General features: G+C 39.4%; 20 protein-coding genes and 2 pseudogenes. 3 read left to right on the top strand and 19 right to left on the bottom strand.

Going from position 1 to position 21,978, the window contains the following annotated elements:
• From ligA to F9U64_RS14465, 4 genes and pseudogenes are all read right to left on the bottom strand, one after another.
• Window positions 1–254 (bottom strand): annotated as a pseudogene (ligA, locus tag F9U64_RS23080) (NAD-dependent DNA ligase LigA); the annotation flags it as partial.
• 18 nt (window positions 255–272) lie between these two features.
• Window positions 273–2,495 carry a DNA helicase PcrA gene (gene pcrA / locus F9U64_RS14455; protein ID WP_153405243.1) on the bottom strand — a complete coding sequence of 741 codons (2,223 nt, stop codon included), beginning with the start codon at window positions 2,493–2,495 and terminating at the stop codon, window positions 273–275.
• 27 nt (window positions 2,496–2,522) lie between these two features.
• The gene (gene pcrB, locus F9U64_RS14460) at window positions 2,523–3,197 is read right to left on the bottom strand and encodes a heptaprenylglyceryl phosphate synthase (RefSeq protein ID WP_407647330.1); all 675 of its coding nucleotides are present in this window, start codon (window positions 3,195–3,197) and stop codon (window positions 2,523–2,525) included.
• A gap of 252 nt (window positions 3,198–3,449) precedes the next feature.
• Window positions 3,450–4,955 carry a nitrate/nitrite transporter gene (locus F9U64_RS14465; protein WP_266095255.1) on the bottom strand — a complete coding sequence of 502 codons (1,506 nt, stop codon included), beginning with the start codon at window positions 4,953–4,955 and terminating at the stop codon, window positions 3,450–3,452.
• Window positions 4,956–5,240: 285 nt separating this feature from the next.
• Here F9U64_RS14465 and F9U64_RS14470 point away from each other — a divergent pair, with 285 nt between their 5' ends.
• Window positions 5,241–6,296 carry a D-alanine--D-alanine ligase gene (locus tag F9U64_RS14470; RefSeq protein WP_153405048.1) on the top strand — a complete coding sequence of 352 codons (1,056 nt, stop codon included), beginning with the start codon at window positions 5,241–5,243 and terminating at the stop codon, window positions 6,294–6,296.
• A gap of 14 nt (window positions 6,297–6,310) precedes the next feature.
• The gene (locus tag F9U64_RS14475) at window positions 6,311–7,693 is read left to right on the top strand and encodes a UDP-N-acetylmuramoyl-tripeptide--D-alanyl-D-alanine ligase (protein ID WP_153405051.1); all 1,383 of its coding nucleotides are present in this window, start codon (window positions 6,311–6,313) and stop codon (window positions 7,691–7,693) included.
• A gap of 188 nt (window positions 7,694–7,881) precedes the next feature.
• On the opposite strand, the gene F9U64_RS14480 is transcribed toward F9U64_RS14475, so the two are convergent.
• From F9U64_RS14480 to F9U64_RS14500, 5 genes are all read right to left on the bottom strand, one after another.
• Window positions 7,882–8,304: a hypothetical protein gene (locus tag F9U64_RS14480; protein ID WP_153405054.1), complete on the bottom strand. Its 423-nt coding sequence runs from the start codon at window positions 8,302–8,304 to the stop codon at window positions 7,882–7,884.
• A gap of 7 nt (window positions 8,305–8,311) precedes the next feature.
• Window positions 8,312–9,298: a Gfo/Idh/MocA family protein gene (locus tag F9U64_RS14485; protein ID WP_153405246.1), complete on the bottom strand. Its 987-nt coding sequence runs from the start codon at window positions 9,296–9,298 to the stop codon at window positions 8,312–8,314.
• A gap of 17 nt (window positions 9,299–9,315) precedes the next feature.
• Window positions 9,316–9,612 carry a YerC/YecD family TrpR-related protein gene (locus tag F9U64_RS14490; protein ID WP_153405057.1) on the bottom strand — a complete coding sequence of 99 codons (297 nt, stop codon included), beginning with the start codon at window positions 9,610–9,612 and terminating at the stop codon, window positions 9,316–9,318.
• Between the two features lie 25 nt (window positions 9,613–9,637).
• A complete protein-coding gene (locus tag F9U64_RS14495; protein WP_153405060.1) occupies window positions 9,638–10,699 on the bottom strand; it encodes a DUF3048 domain-containing protein in 1,062 nt (353 codons plus the stop codon).
• A gap of 79 nt (window positions 10,700–10,778) precedes the next feature.
• Window positions 10,779–12,521 carry an adenine deaminase C-terminal domain-containing protein gene (locus tag F9U64_RS14500; RefSeq protein ID WP_153405249.1) on the bottom strand — a complete coding sequence of 581 codons (1,743 nt, stop codon included), beginning with the start codon at window positions 12,519–12,521 and terminating at the stop codon, window positions 10,779–10,781.
• 236 nt (window positions 12,522–12,757) lie between these two features.
• Between F9U64_RS14500 and moaC the strand changes: the two genes are divergently transcribed.
• On the top strand, window positions 12,758–13,243 hold the full coding sequence (gene moaC / locus F9U64_RS14505) for a cyclic pyranopterin monophosphate synthase MoaC (RefSeq protein WP_153405063.1): 486 nt from the start codon (window positions 12,758–12,760) through the stop codon (window positions 13,241–13,243).
• 168 nt (window positions 13,244–13,411) lie between these two features.
• Here moaC and F9U64_RS14510 read toward each other — a convergent pair whose 3' ends face one another.
• The 10 genes and pseudogenes from F9U64_RS14510 to purM form a co-directional block, all read right to left on the bottom strand.
• On the bottom strand, window positions 13,412–13,984 hold the full coding sequence (locus tag F9U64_RS14510; protein ID WP_153405066.1) for a DUF6036 family nucleotidyltransferase: 573 nt from the start codon (window positions 13,982–13,984) through the stop codon (window positions 13,412–13,414).
• Window positions 13,971–14,204: a hypothetical protein gene (locus F9U64_RS14515; protein WP_153405070.1), complete on the bottom strand. Its 234-nt coding sequence runs from the start codon at window positions 14,202–14,204 to the stop codon at window positions 13,971–13,973. The genes F9U64_RS14510 and F9U64_RS14515 overlap by 14 nt, the downstream gene beginning before the upstream one ends.
• Before the next feature lie 20 nt (window positions 14,205–14,224).
• The gene (locus F9U64_RS14520; RefSeq protein WP_153405073.1) at window positions 14,225–14,734 is read right to left on the bottom strand and encodes a MogA/MoaB family molybdenum cofactor biosynthesis protein; all 510 of its coding nucleotides are present in this window, start codon (window positions 14,732–14,734) and stop codon (window positions 14,225–14,227) included.
• A gap of 15 nt (window positions 14,735–14,749) precedes the next feature.
• Window positions 14,750–16,093 carry a DUF2252 domain-containing protein gene (locus F9U64_RS14525; RefSeq protein ID WP_194287391.1) on the bottom strand — a complete coding sequence of 448 codons (1,344 nt, stop codon included), beginning with the start codon at window positions 16,091–16,093 and terminating at the stop codon, window positions 14,750–14,752.
• 109 nt (window positions 16,094–16,202) lie between these two features.
• Complete coding sequence (locus F9U64_RS14530; RefSeq protein ID WP_153405076.1) at window positions 16,203–17,054, bottom strand: VOC family protein; 852 nt, start codon at window positions 17,052–17,054, stop codon at window positions 16,203–16,205.
• 132 nt (window positions 17,055–17,186) lie between these two features.
• Entirely contained in the window at window positions 17,187–18,443 is a 1,257-nt protein-coding gene (gene purD / locus F9U64_RS14535; RefSeq protein ID WP_153405078.1) for a phosphoribosylamine--glycine ligase, read from the bottom strand.
• Between the two features lie 4 nt (window positions 18,444–18,447).
• Window positions 18,448–18,786 carry a hypothetical protein gene (locus F9U64_RS14540; protein ID WP_228275737.1) on the bottom strand — a complete coding sequence of 113 codons (339 nt, stop codon included), beginning with the start codon at window positions 18,784–18,786 and terminating at the stop codon, window positions 18,448–18,450.
• Window positions 18,787–18,808: 22 nt separating this feature from the next.
• Window positions 18,809–20,304 (bottom strand): annotated as a pseudogene (purH, locus tag F9U64_RS14545) (bifunctional phosphoribosylaminoimidazolecarboxamide formyltransferase/IMP cyclohydrolase).
• The gene (gene purN, locus F9U64_RS14550) at window positions 20,301–20,885 is read right to left on the bottom strand and encodes a phosphoribosylglycinamide formyltransferase (RefSeq protein WP_153405084.1); all 585 of its coding nucleotides are present in this window, start codon (window positions 20,883–20,885) and stop codon (window positions 20,301–20,303) included. Before purN ends, purH begins: the two are co-directional and overlap by 4 nt.
• Window positions 20,882–21,907, bottom strand: a complete 1,026-nt coding sequence (purM, locus tag F9U64_RS14555) for a phosphoribosylformylglycinamidine cyclo-ligase (RefSeq protein WP_153405086.1) — start codon at window positions 21,905–21,907, stop codon at window positions 20,882–20,884. Before purM ends, purN begins: the two co-directional genes overlap by 4 nt.
• Window positions 21,908–21,978: the final 71 nt, after the last annotated feature.

Consider the following 21,978-nt stretch of genomic DNA (forward strand, 5'->3'; position numbering starts at 1 on the left):
CCTAAGCTCAGCATTGGTACACGATGTGTGACTTTCTCAAAAGCATCCAGCGGCTCGCCGCCAACACGTTGAGAGGGAGAATAAGGTGTAACAAGCTCAGGAAATTCTTCTTCAATTTGTCTTAATTCCTGCATTTTTTGATCATATTCGGCATCAGGCACACTTGGTTTATCTAACACATGGTATTCATAGTTATATTGATTTAAAATCTCACGTAAACTTTCCAGTCTGGCTTGTGCTTCTTGGATATCCATTATACTTAACCTCCTTTCCTACACTTTTGTAATTGGTGCAAATTTTGCTAACAGTCGTTTAATACCTGTAGGTGCAGGAAAGGCAATATCTAATTCCATCCCTTCCCCTTCTCCAGTAACTTTAACAACCGTTCCTTGGCCCCACTTATTATGAGCCGCTTTATCACCAACACTCCAGGCTTGCTTCTCTCCGCCTGTTGTTTTCTGCTGAATGACTGTACGTTTTGGTTTTCGTTTTGGCTGATCAAATGGCAAATCCTGATCACTGATATCTACTACCGTTCTGCCAAACATGGACTGCTCAACCTCTTCTTTTCCTTCTAGCAGTTCCTGTGGAATCTCATTAATAAAACGACTCATTGGATTCATATTTGTCCGCCCAAACAATGTCCGCATCTTCGCATGAGACACATGCAGCAGTTGCTCTGCTCTCGTAATTCCCACATAGGCAAGACGCCGCTCTTCCTGCATCTCCTCTTCATCCATCAAAGAACGACTGTGCGGAAATACATTCTCCTCCATCCCGATAAGGAAGACAACAGGAAACTCCAGACCTTTGGCTGCATGCAATGTCATCATGGTTACTTTATCATCAGCATTCGGATCCTCATCCATTCGGTCAATGTCAGAAACTAAAGCTAAATCTGTTAAGAAATTAACTAATGTTTTATCCTCATTGGTTTCTTCAAAGTGCTTCGTAACTGTTTTAAATTCTTCAATATTTTCCAGGCGGGTTTGCGCTTCGATACTGCGCTCATTAAGCAGCATTTGTTCATAACCCGTTTTTTCAATCACTTGTTCAACCATATCTGTTGCTGTAAGAAATTCCTGTTGTCTTTCCCAATTCTGTATCATCTGTCCAAAATCCATTAAGGCTTTAGCGGCTTTGGCACTTACCCCAACAAAATCCACTTCTTTTACAGCTGTATACAGTGAGATATCATTAGCTGCTGCATATGCTGTTAATTTATCAAGGGAAGTTTTACCGATTCCGCGTTTCGGTTCATTTACAACACGTGCAAAACTAATGTCATCTTCCGGATTAACAATCAAACGCAAATAGGCAAGCAAATCTTTTATTTCTTTACGATCATAGAACTTTGTTCCACCAACCATCTGGTAGGGAATATTCGATTTCATAAAAGTTTCCTCAATCGCACGTGACTGGGCATTTGTACGGTACAAGATCGCTACATCACGGTGAGTGTACTTGTCCTCTCTCACTAATTCCGCGATACGGTTTGCTACATACAGACCTTCTTCTCGTTCAGATCCTGCTTGAAAATAATAGATTTTGTTACCTGCCTGATTTTCTGTCCACAGATTTTTCGGTTTTCTTCCTGCATTGTTATCAATGACCCGATTGGCTGCATCCAGGATTGATTTTGTTGATCGATAATTTTGTTCTAATAAAACAACACGTGCACTAGGATAATCCTTCTCAAATGATAAGATATTCGAAATATCTGCACCGCGCCATGCATAGATGGACTGATCAGAATCACCGACAACACAAAGATTCTGGAAACGGGCAGCCAGCTGCTTCACTAAGAAATATTGCGCATGGTTTGTATCCTGATACTCATCCACATGTATGTATTGAAAGCGTCGTTGATAATATTCCAATACTTCCGGTACCCGCTGGAATAAGTGGATTGTCTGCATAATCAGATCATCGAAATCAAGCGCCTGATTCTTGCGGAGTCTTTTCTGATATTCTGTATATACTTCAGAAACCTGTCTGCTGTAAAAATCTCCTACAGATTCTGCAAACTTCTCTGGTGTGACAAGTTCATTCTTCGCACTGCTAATCGCTCCTAAAAATGCACGCGGTTCAAATTTCTTCGGATCAAGGTTCTTCTCTTTGACGATATTCTTAATCACGGTTAATTGATCTCCACTGTCCAGAATGGAGAAATTACGGCTGTAGCCAATTCTGTCAATATCTCTTCTTAAGATACGCACACACATTGAGTGGAAGGTAGATACCCACATATCATTACCGGAAGAACCGACAAGGCTTGTAATCCGGTCTTTCATCTCTCGTGCTGCTTTATTTGTAAATGTAATAGCCAAAATACTTCTTGGCGATATTTCTTTCTCATCAAGCAAGTAAGCAATCCTGTGTGTTAACACTCGTGTCTTTCCACTTCCAGCGCCTGCCATAATGAGTAATGGACCTTCTGTATGTTTAACAGCTTCCTGCTGCTGTGTATTCAATCCTTTTATTAAATCATGCATCATCATACTAAATGGAGCACCACCTTATTATTTCTTTACTGCTTTCACTGTTTTTAATGCTTCTTTCGGGTTTTCATAAAGGGCATTTCCCACAACAATAATATCCGCATACTGGCTCATCTCTTCCGCTTGCTGTTTATTGGTGATGCCGCCGCCATAAATAAGTTTTGTCCGATTCAATTCATTTTTTATTTGTTTGACTAAGTCCGGGTCACCATATACGCCGCTGTATTCCAGATAGAAAAATGGTAAGCGGAATAAATGTTCTGCCATTCTTGCATAGCCAATTGCTTCCTCAGAAGTTGGCTGATTACAATCGGCAAGCTTATATACTTTCGCTTCCGGGTTCATAATACAATAACCTTCCGCAAACATCTCATCCCAATTAATGACATCTCCATATTCCACAACTGCTTCATGTTGCAAATCCATTAACCATTTTTTCTGACTGCTATTTAAAACCATTGGCACGAAATAGTAATCGAACCCTGGTGTAACTGATTCAATGTTGGATATTTCCAGAATAACCGGTACCGTATATCTGCGAATATAGCTAAGCAGCTGCAGCACACCATCTAATGTGACATTGTCTGTGCCGCCAACAATTATTGCATCTGTACCTGACTCGCAAATCTGGTCTAATACTTCATCCGGCAAATCTTTTGCTGGGTCTAATTTAAATACATGTTTCCATTCTTCCATATTATACACAATCTTAATCCTCCAATAATGACGATTCTCTATCCATTAGTTCATTATAGCAAAAATATTGGGGATTATTGAAGGATAACAAATGATATTCAAAAATGTGTTGAAAAGTTAGAGATGAACACAGGGGGAAGAACATATATTCGCTATTTATTTTATCATAATTGTTAGAATTTGTCCCTATCCAGGAAAGGGAAAGCTGACTAAATTTATTCGTACTAACTAAAAAAAAGCTCAGCAATTTTGCTAAGCTTTTTCTGCATCAGATATTTCACCGAATACTCCGACATAATTTGTTATGTTATCACCGGCATCTTTTAATGTGCTTATGGACAGCCATTGTTTGTATAGTTCGCCTGACTTTCTTTTATTCACTATTTCTCCTTGCCAAATTCCGGTTTGATTTAATTGGTTCCACATTTTTTTGTAAAAGTCATTTCCCTGCTCTCCGGAATTCAATACATTTGGATTTCTTCCTATTACATCATCTTCTCTGTAACCGGTAATTTGTTCAAACGCTCGATTTGTTTTTGTTATACGTAAATTTTCATCTGTTACAAGAATTGCCTGCCCGGCATTTTTTACAATATAGTCAGAGATATTCAACTTATCTGTATAAAACATCCAGACAATAATAATCAAACTTGCCAGAGCAAATTGTGATAACGCCATAAAGCCAATCGCATAATGTCCATTAATTTCAAACACTAATGTCAAAATGATCGGAGGGAAAAATCCGCCAAGCCCTCCCATTGCTGCAACGATCCCATTGACAATTCCGGCTTGCTTTGTGAAATATAATGGCACCAATTTGAAAATTGTCCCGTTCCCGATACCAGAGAAAAATGCCACAGATAAACTTCCGACAGTGTACAATACAATGGTTGGAGAGAAAGATAATAGAATACCGGAAACCGTTAATCCTGCAAAAACAACCATCAGTACTTTAAATGGATCAAACTTATCACCAAGCCATCCGCCAATCGGGCGCATTAATGTACATAAAACAATAAAGCCTGCTGTTCTTAAGCCTGCATCTACTTCTGATAACTGAAACTCTGAAACTAGAAAGTTAGGCAAATAAACAGTTAAGGCAACAAAGGAACCAAATGTCAGGAAATAAAAGAAACTGAGAAACCATAGTTTGTTATTTTTATAAACACTCATGATCTGTTGTTTTAATGAAGTATCCACTTTCGGTTCATTTCTGTCACCAAGAATAAAGTTGAAAACAGCCAATATGATAAGTGGTATAATAAACACTAAGACTGCGACACGCCAGTCGTACATTCCTGCGATAATTGGCGCACCAAATGAAGTAATGGCTGTTCCGATATTCCCTACTCCATAAATCCCATTGACAAAACCATGCTTTTCTTTCGGATAATATTTTGGTAATGAAGTAACCCCAACAGAAAAAATTGCCCCGCCAATCCCGAGAAACAGACCTGCAATAATCAAATCAATAAAACTATCTGCCATGCTTAAGTAGCCTACAGGTAAAACAAGAAACAACATACTTAAAATAAATAATCCGCGCGCACCAAAACGATTCGTATAGTAACCTAATGGGACACGCAGGACAGATCCAAGGATGACAGGAACAGCAGTAATTAAAGAGATCTGCCCTGCTGTTAAGGCAATATCCTGTTTAATAAAGCTCATTAATGATGATAATAACACCCAGACCATAAAACCAGTAACCAGACTCAATGTTTGTAACGGTAATTGAAACTTCTTTACATTCTGCATCTTCATGCATCCTCTCGTAGCTTTCTATTTATTTACAGAATAAACATTAAGCAGATGTATGTCTGTGATTTTTTTCACATAAAGTCAGAATTCTATTATGGACTATCTACTCAATTTTTACAGCATCATTGTGAATTTAAACATTTTAGATGTATACTTATATTGTGTTGGAAAGAAGTATAGGACATCTTGTCTTTTTCATAGTATAAAGTGAGACTTTGAACAGTGGAGAAAATAATATTCAACACATATATACTGATAATAATTTTTGGGGGTTTTTCCTTTATGAAAACGAAAATTCACTTGTTATTTGGCGGCAAGTCTGCTGAACATAAAGTATCATTGCAAACGGCAAAAGCTGTTATGAACGCAGTTGACCAGACGAAATATGAAGTACAGCCAATCTACATAGATGCGACAGGAACATGGCATAAAGGCGGCTTATTAGAAGGAAAAGTAGATGATGCTAAACTGTTAGAGTTTAAGCAGGCAGAGCAGTCTGTATCACCACTTACACTTACAGAAAAAGAAAATGAAGTAGTTTTCCCTTTACTACATGGGCCAAACGGAGAAGATGGAACAGTACAAGGTTTACTGGAATTATTGAATTTGCCTTATGTCGGAAATGGTGTGTTAGCATCATCTGCTGGAATGGATAAGATTGCGATGAAAGCAATTTTTGCACAAGCAGGCCTTGCGCAAGTTGGTTATGTCGGTTTTATCAGAAAAGAATGGGAAGATAATCAGCAGAAAGTCATCAGCGACATTGAGGAGAAATTACCTTACCCTTGTTTTGTCAAACCAGCAAATCTTGGCTCAAGTGTTGGAATTAATAAGGCAAGTGACCGCAACAGCTTGGTGGAAGCGATCAAGGAAGCTTTGCAATATGACCGCAGAATCATTGTCGAAGAAGGTGTCACAGCAAGAGAAATTGAAATTGGTGTAATTGGAAATGAAGAACCGGAATGCTCGGTTGTCGGTGAAATTGTCCCAAAAACAGAATTCTATGATTATCAGTCGAAATACGAAGATGGCGATACAGCATTAATTATTCCTGCTGATGTATCTGATAATACATACCAGAAGATTCAGGAGATGGCCGTAAAAGCTTACAAAGCATTGGATTGTTCCGGTTTAGCGAGAATGGATTTCTTTTTAACAGAAAATAACGAAATTCTCATTAATGAAGTTAATACAATGCCAGGTTTCACTCCTGTCAGTATGTTTCCATTATTATGGGCTAACAGCGGTTTAGATTATCCAGCATTAATTAATAAGTTAGTAGAATTGGCACTAGAAAGACATGAAGAAAAAACGAAAATCCGTTATACATTTGATTGATTGGAGGTTAGAAAATGATTACAAGAAGTCTTAACCAAATTGCAATCATGTCAAATGCGATCCTTTCCCATCCTGAAGCTGGTAATAAACAAATTTCAGGTGTTTCGATTGATACGAGATCGATTGACGATAATCAGCTATTCATCCCATTACAAGGGACAAATTTCGATGGACACCGTTTTGTTGAGAAAGCCTTTGAGGCGGGTGCAGGGACTGCATTTTGGAAAAAAGATGTTCCTGATCCACCGGAAAACCTGCCTTTATTATTTGTTGAGGATCCGTTACAGGCAATGCAGGATCTTGCAAGAAACTATCGGGAAGAATTAGGTGTGACGATCATCGGAATTACTGGCAGTAATGGCAAAACAACGACTAAAGATATGATCGCCCAAGTTTTGTCAGATACCTATAAAGTTCAGAAAACTTCCGGGAACTTTAACAGCCAGCAGGGATTGCCGTTAACCTTGCTTTCATTAGAGGAATCAACTGAAATTATGGTGCTGGAAATGGGCATGAGTGCACTCGGTCAAATCGAAAAGCTTTCTTATATAGCAAAGCCAGATATTGCGGTGATTACAAACATCGGGGAAGCCCATATGGAGGAACTTGGTTCAAGGGAAAATATTGCTACAGCCAAATTCGAGATTATTAAAGGTTTAAAGCCGAACGGTCTGTTTATTTTTGATGGAGATGAACCGTTACTGTTGAACAAGGTACAGAATTTAAGCTATCCTTTTACGAAAAAGTCGATTGGAATGGATAAGAAATCTGCACTTTATCCAGAATCTGTCCTGGTAAATGAAAATGGAACGTTCTTTAAAGTAAATATTCTACCTGATACGACGATCCAATTACCTGTTCTTGGAATGCATAATGTGAAGAATGCCTTGTTTGCCATTGCGATTGCCAATTATTTAAATGTTCCTGATCGTACCATTCAGCAACAATTGGAAAGTCTGCGCATTACTGCTATGCGCATGGAAACACACCAAGGTGTAAATGGTGCGTTGATCATTAATGATGCCTATAATGCAAGTCCTACATCCATGAGAGCTGCGATTGATTTAGTTGCTCAGTTAAATAACTTTTCCAAAAAAATACTGGTGCTTGGCGATATGCTGGAACTTGGTTCAAGAGAAGTAGCCTTTCATCAGGAAGTAGGTCATTTTATTGCAGAGCATGATGTTCAATATGTATTTACATATGGAGAACTAGGCAAGCAAATTGCTATTGGCGTAATGGAGCAGAACAGCAGTATTGATGTAAGGAGTTTTGCAGATAAGAAAGAGATAACGGAGGTAATTCAGTCTTTATTGGATGAACAGACTGTTTTATTGTTGAAAGCATCGCGCGGAATGAAGTTGGAAGAAGTATTGGAAGGATTAGTACAGGATTGATTGATGTTAAACGGGCAAATGTATTTTGTCTTTACTTAAAACCGAACTTTCATTAATGAGTTCGGTTTTTTTATATAAAAGCTGGTTCATATGTTATGTCGCTCCGTCAAAGTTCTTTGCTTAATATGTGCGTTCATTTCTTTATTATAGTATCGTTCGCGGTTTAGTTTAATTTTTCTTCGTATGTTTTAACTATTCTGATTTTCCCACACGGCAAGGATAGATATTTCGAATAGGCTCTGCAGGCCTTGAGGATTTTCTTTTGTTGTATTTTTGGAAATGAAGCGGATGCTGAATGCCTTCGCTGTTTCCTTTCCTCTCCTGCTTGGTATTGAAATGACTGCTGAATGCCTTCGCTGTTCCCCTCTCTCTCCTGCTTGGCATTGAGACAGCTGCTGAATGCCTTCACTGCTCCCGTTCCTCTCCTTCTTGGTATTGAAATGGCGGCTGAATGCCTTCGCTGCTCCCGTTCCTCTCCTCCTTGGCATTGAAATGACTGCTGAATGCCTTCGCTGCTCCCGTTTCTCTCCTGCTTGGCATTGAGACAGCTCAGACCTTCTGCCAAAAAAGTAAAAAGCCACATATCCTGGCGATAGTGGCTTTTTCTCCATCTTAATTTTACTTTCTATCAGCAGGGAACACTAGTCCAATTTCTGCTCGTGCCTGATCAAGCACTCTCATTGTTTCGATCGAACGATTCCATGTATTCACACTGTTTTCCCGTTCTCCATTTTTCACTGATTCAATAAATGATTTTGCTTCATAAAACATCGTTGTCTCTTTTTGTTCCACCGCAATATTCTCTTCCGTCCCATCACGATAGACAATTTTTACATTAGTCATATCAGAAAACTGCTCAATGATGATCGATCCGTTTTCGCCTTGGATTTCGGAAGGCAGCTGGGAATTGGTAATTTTCGAGAACATTGCCAAACCAGTGAATTCCGGATATTCTGCTATAACAGTCCCTTGTCCATCTACACCGGATTCCAGCATATAAGCACTTGCCTGCACTCGTTCTGGTGCACCAAATAATGTAACGATTGGGTAGATGCAATAAACGCCGATGTCCATTAATGAACCATTTGATAATTCCGGTTTAAATGCATTTAACACAATACCTTCTTTATATTTATCATAACGGGATGAATATTGACAAAAATTCACAACCAAACGGCGTACTGGCCCAATTTTATCTAAACTCGCCTTCACTTGGTTAAAATTCGGAAGATGGGTAGTCTTCATAGCTTCCATTAGAGTCACATTATTTGCCTTGGCTGTTTCTATCATTTCGGTAACTTCCTCTAAGTTGGAGGCAAAAGGTTTCTCACAAATTACATGCTTGCCGCCTTTCATACATTTTATAGCATGCTCAGCATGTAAGACGGTTGGACTTGCTATATAGACAGCATCAAATAGTTCACTGTCAGCAAATGAGTCAAGATCTGTAAAGGTATTGTCTACATTATATTTCGAGGCAAACTCCTTTGCTTTCTCTTCCGTCCTTGAATATACTCCTGTAAGCTGGAAATCTTCAATCTCACTTGCCCCTGTAATAAAGCGATCTGTTATCCAATTCGTTCCTATTACTCCAAAGCGGACCATCTTCATACCCCTTCCTTTTATTCCTCTTCCTTTAGTCGATCCAAAACAATTCGGTAACCATCATTGCCATAGGTTAAACACCTTTTGACACGAGAGATGGTTGTAGTGGAAGCACTTGATTCATTTGCTATCGCTGTATATGTACGGCCTTCATCCAGCATTTTCGCAACATGTAATCGCTGAGCTAATGACTGGATTTCATTCATTGTCGCAATATCGTCAAAAAAACGATAACATTCTTCCCTGTCTTTTAATGTTAAAATTGCATCAAATAATTGATCTAACTGCTTACCACGCAATTTATCAATTTGCATGGGACCACTCCCCTTTTACTCCGCACTAGTTAGTGATCGCTATTCCTTCTATACCAGGACTCATTGGTATGACATTGATCCATGTTTTGCCTGGAACAAATGGAACAGGTTCACCATTTACCGTTGGAATAATTCTACCATCAATTTGTTCCCATTGCACGTGTTGTACTTTACCCTTCTGGAGTAACAGAGCATTTCCTCCAGATTCCATATCAATTTCGCGGCGTCCCACTTCATCAACTACCTTGTGATCTGTTTCCAGAATCAGGACATTGCTGATTTCAATTGGTGTACTGTCTGCATATTCAACTGTCTGTTCCCCATCACTATACCTTATGTATTGTTGTGCATTTTCCTCATATACATATCTCACCGTATAATTCCCATAACTAAACTGCACATCATCAGCTGGATCCCCAGTTACTTCCTCATTACTAAAAAGCATTGGTTCATATGTTGACTCAATCTCATAGCCATTTTCCTCTGCTCTCTGGAAAACCCCGTCAAAAATAGCATAAGAGTTATGTGGTGCTACTCGATCTGTTGAGCGTTCAAATAATACTTTATCATTGTCATAATACATTCCATTCAATCCGTCAGCAGCTCCTGCTTTAATCATATCTTCAATAAAATATATCGCACCATGGTATACGTACATTGCACCATAATCATCAGCAAGATTAAAATAGTATGGTCTGGCACTTCTTACAGGTCCTACTCTTTCGGGAATCTCACTATGAAATAATGCCATGAATCTTGTTATATTTCCTTCAGCAAGTATTTCAAACACAATATCCGCTTTTGACAGGCTTGTTTGTGGTCTGGCAGCTGAAAAATTGTTCACCATCACAGCAACTATCCGATTCGTTAATTCCTCATCAACCTCTAAGCCTGTTAATGGTGCTACTATTTCTGGTTCTGTTTTTTCCACAGGCTCTTGAGGTTTCAAAGGGATCTCTTCTATCGTCTCTTCTACAGGTATAGGAACTGCCTCTTTTTCTTCCGCATCTGAGGCGTCTCCTTCTTTATTCGAACAGGCGAATAATAATATCGAGAGCATAATCACAATCAGTACTTTCCATTTCATACGATAACACCTTCCTTCTAAAATAATATCGGCATGTATAATTATACATGCCGATATACCTACTTTATTATACCAAACTTTAACGCATTATCGCAGGAAATAGTATATCTTTTTTCTTAACATCTATGATGCCAAGTGGAGTAATCCTTACATAAGGCAGATGCATCGATGATAAAAATAATAAACTATATGGTGGGTCATTATATTTATAGCCATGTTCGAAAAGGATTTCTTTCAGTTTTAAATCTTCTGCTATCAGTTTTTCCATTTTCCCGTCATACATCATCCCTGCAATGGTTAGTGGTAATTCAAAGATTACTTCGCCTTCGTGAACAAGTACAATTCCGCCACCGATTTCTTTCATTCTCGTAAAAGCCAGCAACAGATCAGATTTGCACTTTCCTATTAAGACAATATCACCAGTTAACGAGTAAGAGCTTGCCAATCCTCCCAATGTTTTTGTAAATCCATTAATAATGGTATTCACTCGCCATTCGCCTTCACGATCACCAAGCATGAGAAAAGATTCATCACTGGTATGCAGCAGCTTTTCTGTATTTGCATCAATTGCGATAGGATATGGTTTCATGATAACATCATTTTCCATCTTCAGTCCGACTGGCATAGAGAATTGCAAGTCACGTTCTGATAATTGCCATTTTAGATCAAGCTTACCTAACCCATACTTGTTCCAATCGATCATCACATTATGATTAATAACTTTCCCATCACGTTTTAACCATTTTCCTTTTGCAATAACGGATACTGGAGTGGCGTTATCACTTGCTTCTAATATGTTTAAGTGTGCTACCCTTCCAGGCGCAATCGCTCCTAACCTTTCCTCTAAGTGGAACTGTTCTGCTGCATTATATGTTGCCATCATGTATGCTTCAATTTCCGGCACACCATTATCTATCGCGATCTGGACACACTGATTAATCATGCCATTTTCATAAAAAGATGGTGTGGAACCATCAGTTGTCATTGTTAAATGATCATATGAATCTAATCCCAATTCCTGCAATTCTTTTAACAATTTAGCAAGATCAGGCCTGATGGAGGAATTACGCAATCCGATTCGGTAACCCATTGAAAGGCGGTGGAACACTTCTTCACCAGACAATTCCTCATGATCAGAGCTTGCGCCAAGTAATTTTAATTTCACAAGAGTTTTCTCAGAGGCTCCAGGAAAATGGCCTTCGACAGGTTTTCTTAACCGTTTGGCTTCTTGCATCCAATAGAGAATTCTGTCATCATCCCGAAGTACTTGCGGCCATGCTGTAAGCTCTCCCCCTTGCACAACGGCTTCATGCTGCAGCCATGCATGAACTTCCTCGTCATTAAAAATCTCCTGTTCGTCATGAATCTCTGACTGGGAGTCAAATCTTGCCCACCAGAACATGGATACAGGTAATTTCATAAAGTCCTCAATCAGGGAAAACGCTTTCTTTCTGTCTGTTAAATAAAGCCATGGTAAGTTGTCATTCATCATTTTTGTTGTTCCGGTCTGACCGGCATACATAGCTAATTGATAGGGATTATACAATTGAAATGGATGAGCATGTGGCTCAATATAACCTGGTACAACATATTTGCCAGTACAATCTACCACATTCACACCAACTAAATTCTCAGGCATTTTCTTCCCTACATATACAATTCGGTCATTATAAATCCAGATATGTGCTTCCAGCCATTTTCTTAAGAACACATTCAGATAGTATGCATTTTTTAATATTAATGTAGGTGACTCCTTTTCATCAATGACAGCCACTTGTTTGCGGATTTCTTTATTACGCCATCTATATAAATGATCATTCATTGTCATGATAATCTCCTCGACTTTATCTCTTATTTTATCTTAATATGATTGTATCACCTTTTGGTAGCGTTTGCATTGTGTGAAGTTGACAAATTTATGACGATTCTTTAGGCAGATTTACATTACAGCAATTTATTCCAAGTAATCATTTAGCATTCTTTAGGCAGAAGTGCTTACGATGATTTTTATTCCCTAATGGAGTATAGTATAATAACTTATAAAGGCTGGTGAGTGAAATGACTGATTTTTCGCATATAAATGAACAAGGCAGGGCAAAGATGGTCGATATTACAGATAAGAAAGTTACAAGCAGAACTGCTCTCGCAAAATCGAGTATTATCGTTAATGAAGAGATATATAAGAAAATAATCGATCAGACAATTGGCAAAGGGGACGTTTTATCTGTTGCCCAGGTAGCTGGAATTATGGCTGCTAAACAAACTTCTAACATTATTCCAATGTGTCATCCACTTCCACTTAGTGGTGTGAACATTCATTTCGATTGGAATATAATCAATGAAAAACATGAACTGATAATAACCGTTGAAGCAAAGACAAAAGGCAGTACCGGTGTAGAGATGGAAGCACTGACAGCAGCCTCCGTCACGGCACTAACCGTTTATGATATGTGTAAAGCGGTTGATAAAGGCATGATAATAGGACAAACCTATTTAGTAGAAAAGACTGGCGGGAAAAGTGGTACATATCGAAGAGAAGAGTAAAGTGAGACTTTGATCAGGATGCTTAGCGTCTGTTATCCCCAACTTACCATTTTCGTGTTACTCGATACTTTTCGATTAGGGTATGACAGACGGTTAGCGATGTGATAAAAAAGTGTACGAATACCAGTATGAAACTGTGCAATGGAAGCAAAAAAACAGCAACTGATTTTAGTTGCTGTTTTGCCATTCCTGAATTAGATCCGAGACTTTTGCAGCTTTTGCCTGTTGATGGAAATATTCAAAATCAATATCTGCTTTGTGGATTAAAAACATCCGATGAGCCCATTCATAGTCCTCATCTTCTTTTGGATAGGTTGTAGAAAAAGCAATTCCTTCTAAACGATGAATAATGATATCTTCTACACTGATAAGGTAGACACTTTTACCACCAGGAAGCTCTAGTTCAATCACCCGCTCCTCGCTGCCCTCTAGGAAATTAGAGGGAATCTCCACAGCTATTTCAAGCTCTGTATGATACCATTCCCGTTCTATTTTAGTAAAGCCTAACTCAATCAGCAGCTTATCAAAATATTCCCATCCATCACTTACAAAGTCAATATCATGTGTGTGATAATCATTTCTTGTGTAAATTTCAACAGCTAATCCGCCAACAATGATCGGTTTTATGTTTTTCTCACTCATAAATGCTGTAATCAAAGCAGCAAATTCCAATTGTCGCTCAAACTTGGATAAACGCTTCAGCTTCGGCATGTTTTTTTTAATTTCGTCAACGGTAATCATAATACATCTTCCTTTTGGAAATGCGTTTTATCTTACCTTCTTGGACCGCTTTTTGCCACCTAGCTACAGCAATTTTGTCCAATGCTTCCCGTTCAGCAGCTGACCTTGATCTGGACTTCTTTCTTCTTGTCGGCGGCAGTGATTCTCTAATAATAGTATTTGCTTCCATACGGTTCCGTTCAATATTCGACTTCAATTGTTCCAGTTTTATTTTTCTCAAATCACTGCCACCTTTCTTATCTACAAATCTTTATTAATTTCCCGCATTACATGACCTAATTCCGGGATAATTAAGCGTTCCATTGCCAATTTCACAGCACCTGATGATCCTGGAGTGGCAAAAACAGCTTTATCATGCATTACACCAGCTTTAGCACGTGAAAGAATTGCTGCTGATCCGATATCTTCCTGAAAGCTTAACATGCGGAAAATCTCCCCGAATCCCGGTAACTCTTTATCAAGCAAAACCTCTACAACTTCGATGGTGACATCGCGTTTGGCAATCCCTGTACCGCCATTCAGCAATATTGCATCAACATCTGACTGATCTATCCCGTGCTTTATTGCACGTTCAATATCTGCCTTTTGATCTTTGACGATTTCATAGGCTGTTACTTGGTGCTGGTTATTTTCTAAGTATTCACGCATTAATTTTCCGCTTTTATCCGTTTCTTCGGTTCTTGTGTCACTAACTGTAATAATTTTACAACGGACAGTTGACGGTGCTTCTGCTTTATGTTCTATTGACATTGGTTTTCTCCTTTTTTAGTAAAAGTCTTTTTCTAACCATTCCAGAAACAGCTTATAATCTTGTTCTACACGTTGCTTATAAAAGCGGGACCATGTTACCAGTTCTTGAATAAACTGTGCCCGATCACGTTCAATTACTTCATTAATCGCATCCTCACTATGATAGCCAAGTAAATCCTCATTTATATCCTGGTCCGCTCTCGAGTGGATTTTAGCTGCTATTTTGCCCATAATTTTCACTGTTTGTTTTATCGGCTTTACTTCGTCTAAATGCTTTGGATTAATATCTTTATCATAAGCACAGCGTTCTCTAACATAGAATTCCCTGTTTCCGATCGAGAAAAACCCTAAATATGCATCAGCTTTATGATGCATTGCTTTCTGAGTATGGACAATACGTTTGCCCTGGTGCTTATATTGCTCCCAGAAAGATTCATTGTATTCCACAAAATATGCCGGAATTGCCGGGCGTGCTTCTTTCACTTCCAATATGATATCATCTTGTGTCTCATTATTATGCGTCCCTTCGATCAGCACATAGTACCGCTTTAGGCCTGTAGATGCAACGCCTGAGCCAAGTTTTCTGACAATATCTTTGATTTCATAATGTGAATCCTCTTTTGCCAGCTCTTTTGGAATGGATGCGATATAATTGGACCAATTGGCTGAAATTTCTCTGTATTCTTTTTGGGAGACTTCCTCCAGCCTTTCTTTTTCAAGGTTAAATACCCGTTTACCTTCATCATCCAGGATAGTTTGTTTTTCTAATTCATGAGTTGCCTTTCGTTCCTCAAGCTTATTTAACACCTTCTTAATTGGACCCTTTGTATTCTCTGCCGTGAAACAGGTTGTTCTCGGATCCTCTTCTCTATTGGCAAATTTCTTAATTTGTTTACTGTATGCTTTTAAAAATGCTTCCACTAGTTCATCGCGGACAAAAGAGTCTGTAACACCTTGCTGTTGTGTCATTAATCGGATACTTACAACCATTCGCAGCAAATCATATAAATAAGAGCCTAAATACCCTTCATCGAAATCATCCACATCAAAGACCAGTTGACCATCCTCATCCTGAAAACTGCTGAAATTATCAAAATGCATATCACCCATAATCCACGTAGGCGTTAATGATGGAGTATGGAAGGCAAACGGGATTTTTGTTACATCATAATAAAATAAATAAGCACTGCCCCGGTAAAAGCTGTAAGGATTTTGCTTCATTTTATTATATTTCTTGCGGCGCTCTTGTTTACTGAGACCCATTACATAATCATCCAGCTGATCTATAATTGTCTGAATTGATTGTTTTCTTAATAATCTGTTTGTCTCTCTCACTTTTTCTTGAATATCGATAACCAAAACGGGACCCTCCTCTTTAATAGTAGTTTAACATAATTTTTCTTTGATACTTGTGTGGAAGCATTCAATTTTAAGTAGAAAAAAAGCTGCTACCTTTAAGGTAACAACTTTACTGAATAACTAGTCTAATTTTATTCCCAGCAGGATCTGTAACAATTGCCTGATCTGATTCTTCTTGTACTGAGACACCAAGCGTTTTTAATCTTTCAAACGCTTGATCTAGCGATTTTCGGTCTTTATAGGTTAATTCAAAATAGTCCAGACCTGCACTATTTGCTGATGGTTGTGGTGCGCCTACACCATTCCAAGTATTTAAGCCGATATGATGATGGTATTTTCCAGTGGAGATAAACAGTGCCTGATTACCAAAACGAGAGACAACATCAAAACCTAATCCTGCTGTATAAAAGTCATGCGTTTTATCTAATTCAGCAACATGAAGATGAATATGCCCCATCACTGTATTTTCCGGCAGCCCCCGCCAAGCGTTTGGGTGTCCTTCTTTAACTAAATCTTCATAATCTAAAGGATCAACTGCCATTGCTATCTGATCACCATTCCACTTCCATGTTGACGGGTCCCTGTCTGCATACACTTCTATTCCATTCCCATCTGGATCGTTGAAATATAATGCTTCACTGACAAGGTGATCTGATGAACCGAGCTGAATTCCCTGATTAACCGCATGAAAAACGAAATCAGCTAAATTACTTCTTGTTGGCAAAAGGATAGCAAAATGGTAAAGACCTGTTGTCCGCGCTTGCTTTGGAAGACTGTCTTCAGGCTGCTCCAATGATAACAAGCTGGTCTTGCCGTCAGCTGTAAGTTTTGCTGTAGTATCCGTTTTTTCTAATATATCAAAGCCGACAATTTGCTGATAAAATTGAATCGATCTATTTAAATCCTGGACTTTTAGTTTGACATGACTTACAAACGTATTGGGCTTTTGTTGGAAATTCATACATAGTCTCCTTTAATAAATCACTTACTTAATGTAACTTATTTTAATTTTGTAAGTTGGTTATGTCAAGTAAATCATTTTTATGAAAAAAGCTACTAATCTTTATGATGAGACTAGTAGCTTTTATTATATTTATTCTTTTGAAAATCCGATATCCTTCCGGTAGAAGAACTCATCTGTTTGATCAAAACGTTCGAGATAACGATAGATTTCTTTCTGTGCTCGTTCCGGGCTGTCCTGCAGTGAGCCAACCAGGAGAACACGTCCGCCTGTTGAATGGAATCCTCCGTCCGCTGAGCTCCCTGTACCAGCATGGATCACGTAGACTTGGTTATCTGGCGCTAAGTCTGGAAGCTGCACATTTTTCTCATATGCCCCTGGATAGCCTTTCGACGCAACTACTGTCCCGATCGCATAACCGTCTTTCCATTTTAGCTGCGGGTCTTTCCCTGATGTCACGTCTTCGATTACTTGCATTAAGTCATTTTCAAGTAATGGTAATACAACTTGAGTTTCTGGATCACCGAAACGGGCGTTGAACTCGATTACTTTCGGTCCTTCTTTTGTTTCGATCAGGCCACCGTAAAGCACACCTGTATACGTGCGTCCTTCTTTTTGCATACCCTTTGCTGTTGGTTTCAGAATTTTTTCCACAGTGAAGTCGATATGTTCCTGAGCAAGCCCCGGCACTGGTGAATATGCTCCCATTCCGCCAGTATTCGGACCTTCATCATTGTCATAGGCACGTTTGTGATCTCTTGCCGGCACCATTGGATAGACATTTTCCCCGTCCACAAATGCGAACAGAGAGAATTCTTTTCCTTCCAAAAATTCCTCGATTACGACACGACTCCCAGCATCACCGAAACGATTGCCTACAAGCATTTCATCAACAGCATCAAGTGCTTCCTGCTCTGTCATGGCAACAACAACGCCTTTACCTGCAGCGAGGCCGTCTGCTTTAATAACTATTGGTGCACCTTCCTGCCTGATGTAGCTCTTCGCTTTTTCTGCATCTGTGAACGTTTGATATTTTGCTGTTGGAATATCGTATTGTTTCATAAAAGCTTTGGCGAAATCTTTACTTCCTTCAATGATGGCAGCAGCTTTTGATGGACCGAACACTTTTAGATTGTTGGAGCGGAATGCATCAACCACACCTTTTGTCAATGGAATCTCTGGTCCAACAATCGTCCAATCGATTTCTTTTTCAGCTGCAAATTTGACTAATTCTTCGATTGCATCATCTTTAATTGGTACACAAGTCGCGTCTTCTGCAATACCGCCATTGCCAGGCGCGGCGAATATTTCGGTCACACGCTTGCTTTCTTTTAATTTTTTTACGATGATATGCTCACGGCCACCACTGCCGATTACTAAGACTTTCATTTGATCACTCCTCTTTTTGCGATTTTTCGCGTTCTTCTTGCGACTTCCTGTCTTCTTCTTGCGTCTTCCGCTCCTCTTCTTGCGTCTTCCGCTCCTCTTCTTGCGACTTCCTGCGCTCTTCTTGCGACTTCCCGCTCTCTTCTTGCGACTTCCCGCTCTCTTCTTGCGACTTCCGCTCCTCTTCTTGCGACTTCCGCTCCTCTTCTTGCGACTTCCGCTCTCTTCTTGCGACTTCCCGCTCTCTTCTTGCGACTTCCCGCTCTCTTCTTGCGACTTCCCGCTCTCTTCTTGCGACTTCCTGCGCTCTTCTTGCGACCAATATATATGAAAGGATTCCCAACAAGTTGGGAATCCTACCTTCTTTCTTAATGCTTAAAGTGACGCATTTTCGTAAATACCATGGCAATTCCATACTTATTACACTCATCAATCGAATCCTGGTCACGTTTGGATCCGCCTGGCTGGATGATTGCTTTGATTCCAGCTTTTGCAGCATTTTCTACTGTATCTGGCATTGGGAAAAATGCATCTGATGCAAGAACAGCGCCGCTCGCTTTTTCACCAGCCTGCTCGAAGGCGATTGCTGCTGCACCGACGCGGTTCATTTGTCCAGCACCAACGCCAACTGTTTGATTGTCTTTCGCTACGACAATAGCGTTCGATTTCACGTGCTTAACTACTTTCCAGGCAAAGAGTAATTCTTCGATCTCGCCAGCTTCTGGTTTGCGATCTGTTACTACTTCTAATTCATCTGCAGTGATATTGCCATTATCGCGATCCTGGACAAGCAAGCCGCCAATAACGCTAACGACTTTTTTCGTATCGTCTGTATTTACTTCCATAGGTGTTTCCAGCAGACGAATATTTGGTTTCACTGTTAGAATTTCCATAGCTTTTTCAGAAAAACTTGGTGCAATAACAATCTCCAGGAAAATATCTTTTAACATGTTAGCTGTTGCTTCATCCACTTCACGATTCAATGCTACGATTCCGCCGAAGATGGAGACAGGATCTGCATCATATGCTTTTTTAAATGCTGCTTCTACAGATTCACCGATACCGACACCACATGGATTCATATGTTTTACTGCAACTGCTGCTGGCTGCTCGCCGAAATCAAGCACAATTTCCAATGCAGCATTAATTGTTTTGCATTGGCGATAGAGGCACCTTTTACATTGCCTTCTTTATAAAAAGCTGCTTTCTGATGAGGATTCTCTCCATATCTTAAAGACTGCACTTTTTCAAATGTCTGTGTAAATGTCTCTGGATCTTCTTCCCCTGTAATATCAACAAAATAGCTGGCAATCATTGCATCATAATTTGCTGTATGACGGAAAACTTTTGCCGCTAATGTCTTACGGAACGCAACTGTGCCGCCATTCTCACTTAAGTTTTCCAAAGTAGCGTCATAATCAGCAGGATCTACAACGACTGTGACATCACGGAAATTCTTTGATGCAGAACGAAGCATTGTCGGTCCGCCAATATCAATGTTTTCAATCGCATCTTCTTCTGTTACATCAGGTTTAGCGATTGTTTCTTTAAATGGATAAAGATTTACAACAACTACATCAATTGGTGCGATTTCACGTTCTTCTAATTGCTTCACATGTGATTCTTTATCACGGCGTGCAAGTAAACCTGCATGGATAAATGGATGCAGAGTTTTAACACGTCCATCAAGAATCTCGTCAAAATTTGTAACAGCAGACACCGGTAATGCTGGCAGTCCTGCTTCTTTTAATGCTTTTAATGTCCCGCCTGTTGAGATTAATTCATAACCTAATTTATCTAATCCTTCTGCAAATGGAATTAAATTGCTTTTATCTGATACACTTAATAATGCTCGTTTTTTCAAGATGATTCTCCTCCCGAAATCAGTTTTTGAATCGTTGCTGGATAAAGCTTGTGTTCTACTTGTTGAATTGCTGATTGCAGCTCATCACGTGTCATCTCGTCATTAATATAGACAACATCTTGTGCAATAATTTTTCCAGTATCCATCCCTGCATCTACATAATGTACTGTCACACCAGAGACTTTGACACCTGCATCGAATGCTTGTCCAATTGCATCAAGTCCCGGAAAAGCTGGCAATAACGATGGGTGGATATTGATGATTTTTCCTTCAAATGGCTGAAGTAATGTTTTCCCGATTAAGCGCATATAGCCAGCAAGGATAATCCAATCGATTTCAGCTTCTTGTAAAACCTCGACAATTTTCGCTTCAAACAACTCTTTTGCTGCATATTGTTTTGGGTCGAATACAAAGGTTGGTGTGCCATTGTGCTTTGCTTTTTCCACAACTTTGGCTGCAGGCTTATCACATACTAACAAGGCAGCTTCTGCATCGAGTGTACCATTATTTATTGCATCAATAATAGCGTCATAATTGCTTCCAGTACCTGATGCGAAGACCGCTAATTTGGCTTTACTCATTTGGAAAAAGTCACCCCTGCCTTATCTGTCACCTCACCAATGATGTATGCTTTCTCACCAATATCCTCAAGAAGTTGAATCGCCATTTCTGCTTCATGCGCTTCAACAACGACTGCCATTCCCACACCCATATTGAAAACACCGTACATATCTTCTGTACTGAATCCTGCCTGTTTTTGCAAATACGGAAAAATCGCCGGTACTTCCCAGCTGCCTTCCACCAAGTTCACACCAAGGTTCTCAGGAAGTGCGCGCGGAATATTTTCATAAAAACCGCCGCCTGTAATATGGCTGATTCCTTTAATCGTTAAATCGAGCTTTAATTGCTGAATCGCTTTTGTATATATTTTTGTCGGTTCAAGCAATGCTTCCCCTAATGACTTACCAAGCTCTTCCACATGATCAGTCAGCTTTAGACCTTTATCGTCAACAATTTTTCTCACTAATGAAAAACCATTCGAATGCACACCAGATGACTGGATACCGATAATTTTATCCCCAGCTTCAATTGTTTCACCTGTGATAATTTTTTTCTTATCACCGATACCAACAACAAACCCGGCTAAATCGTATTCACCATCATCATACATTCCTGGCATCTCTGCTGTTTCACCGCCAATTAATGCAGCATTACTCTGCACACAGCCTTCACTGATTCCTTTGACGATCTGCTCAATTTTTTCTGGTTCGTTTTTGCCACAAGCAATATAATCTAAGAAAAATAAAGGATCTGCTCCTTGAGCGACAATATCATTTACACACATGGCAACAAGATCAATTCCCACCGTATCATGTTTATCGAGTGCAAATGCGAGCTTTAATTTCGTTCCAACTCCATCTGTTCCTGAAACTAGCACAGGCTCTTCATAAGAAAATTTACTAATATCAAATAATCCAGCAAAAGCACCAACACCGCCAATTACCTCAGGGCGATTCGTTCTGGCAATATGCTTTTTCATTAAATCGACTGCTTTATATCCAGCATGGACGTCGACACCAGCTTCTTTATAAATATCACTCATCGAATTTCTCCTTTTTTATCACCGCAAAATGTCAGCAATGAAACAATCACTTCCTGACATTTTGCGGCACC

The organism is Gracilibacillus oryzae, from assembly GCF_009498735.1.
Classification (GTDB): Bacteria; Bacillota; Bacilli; order Bacillales; family Amphibacillaceae; genus Gracilibacillus; species Gracilibacillus oryzae.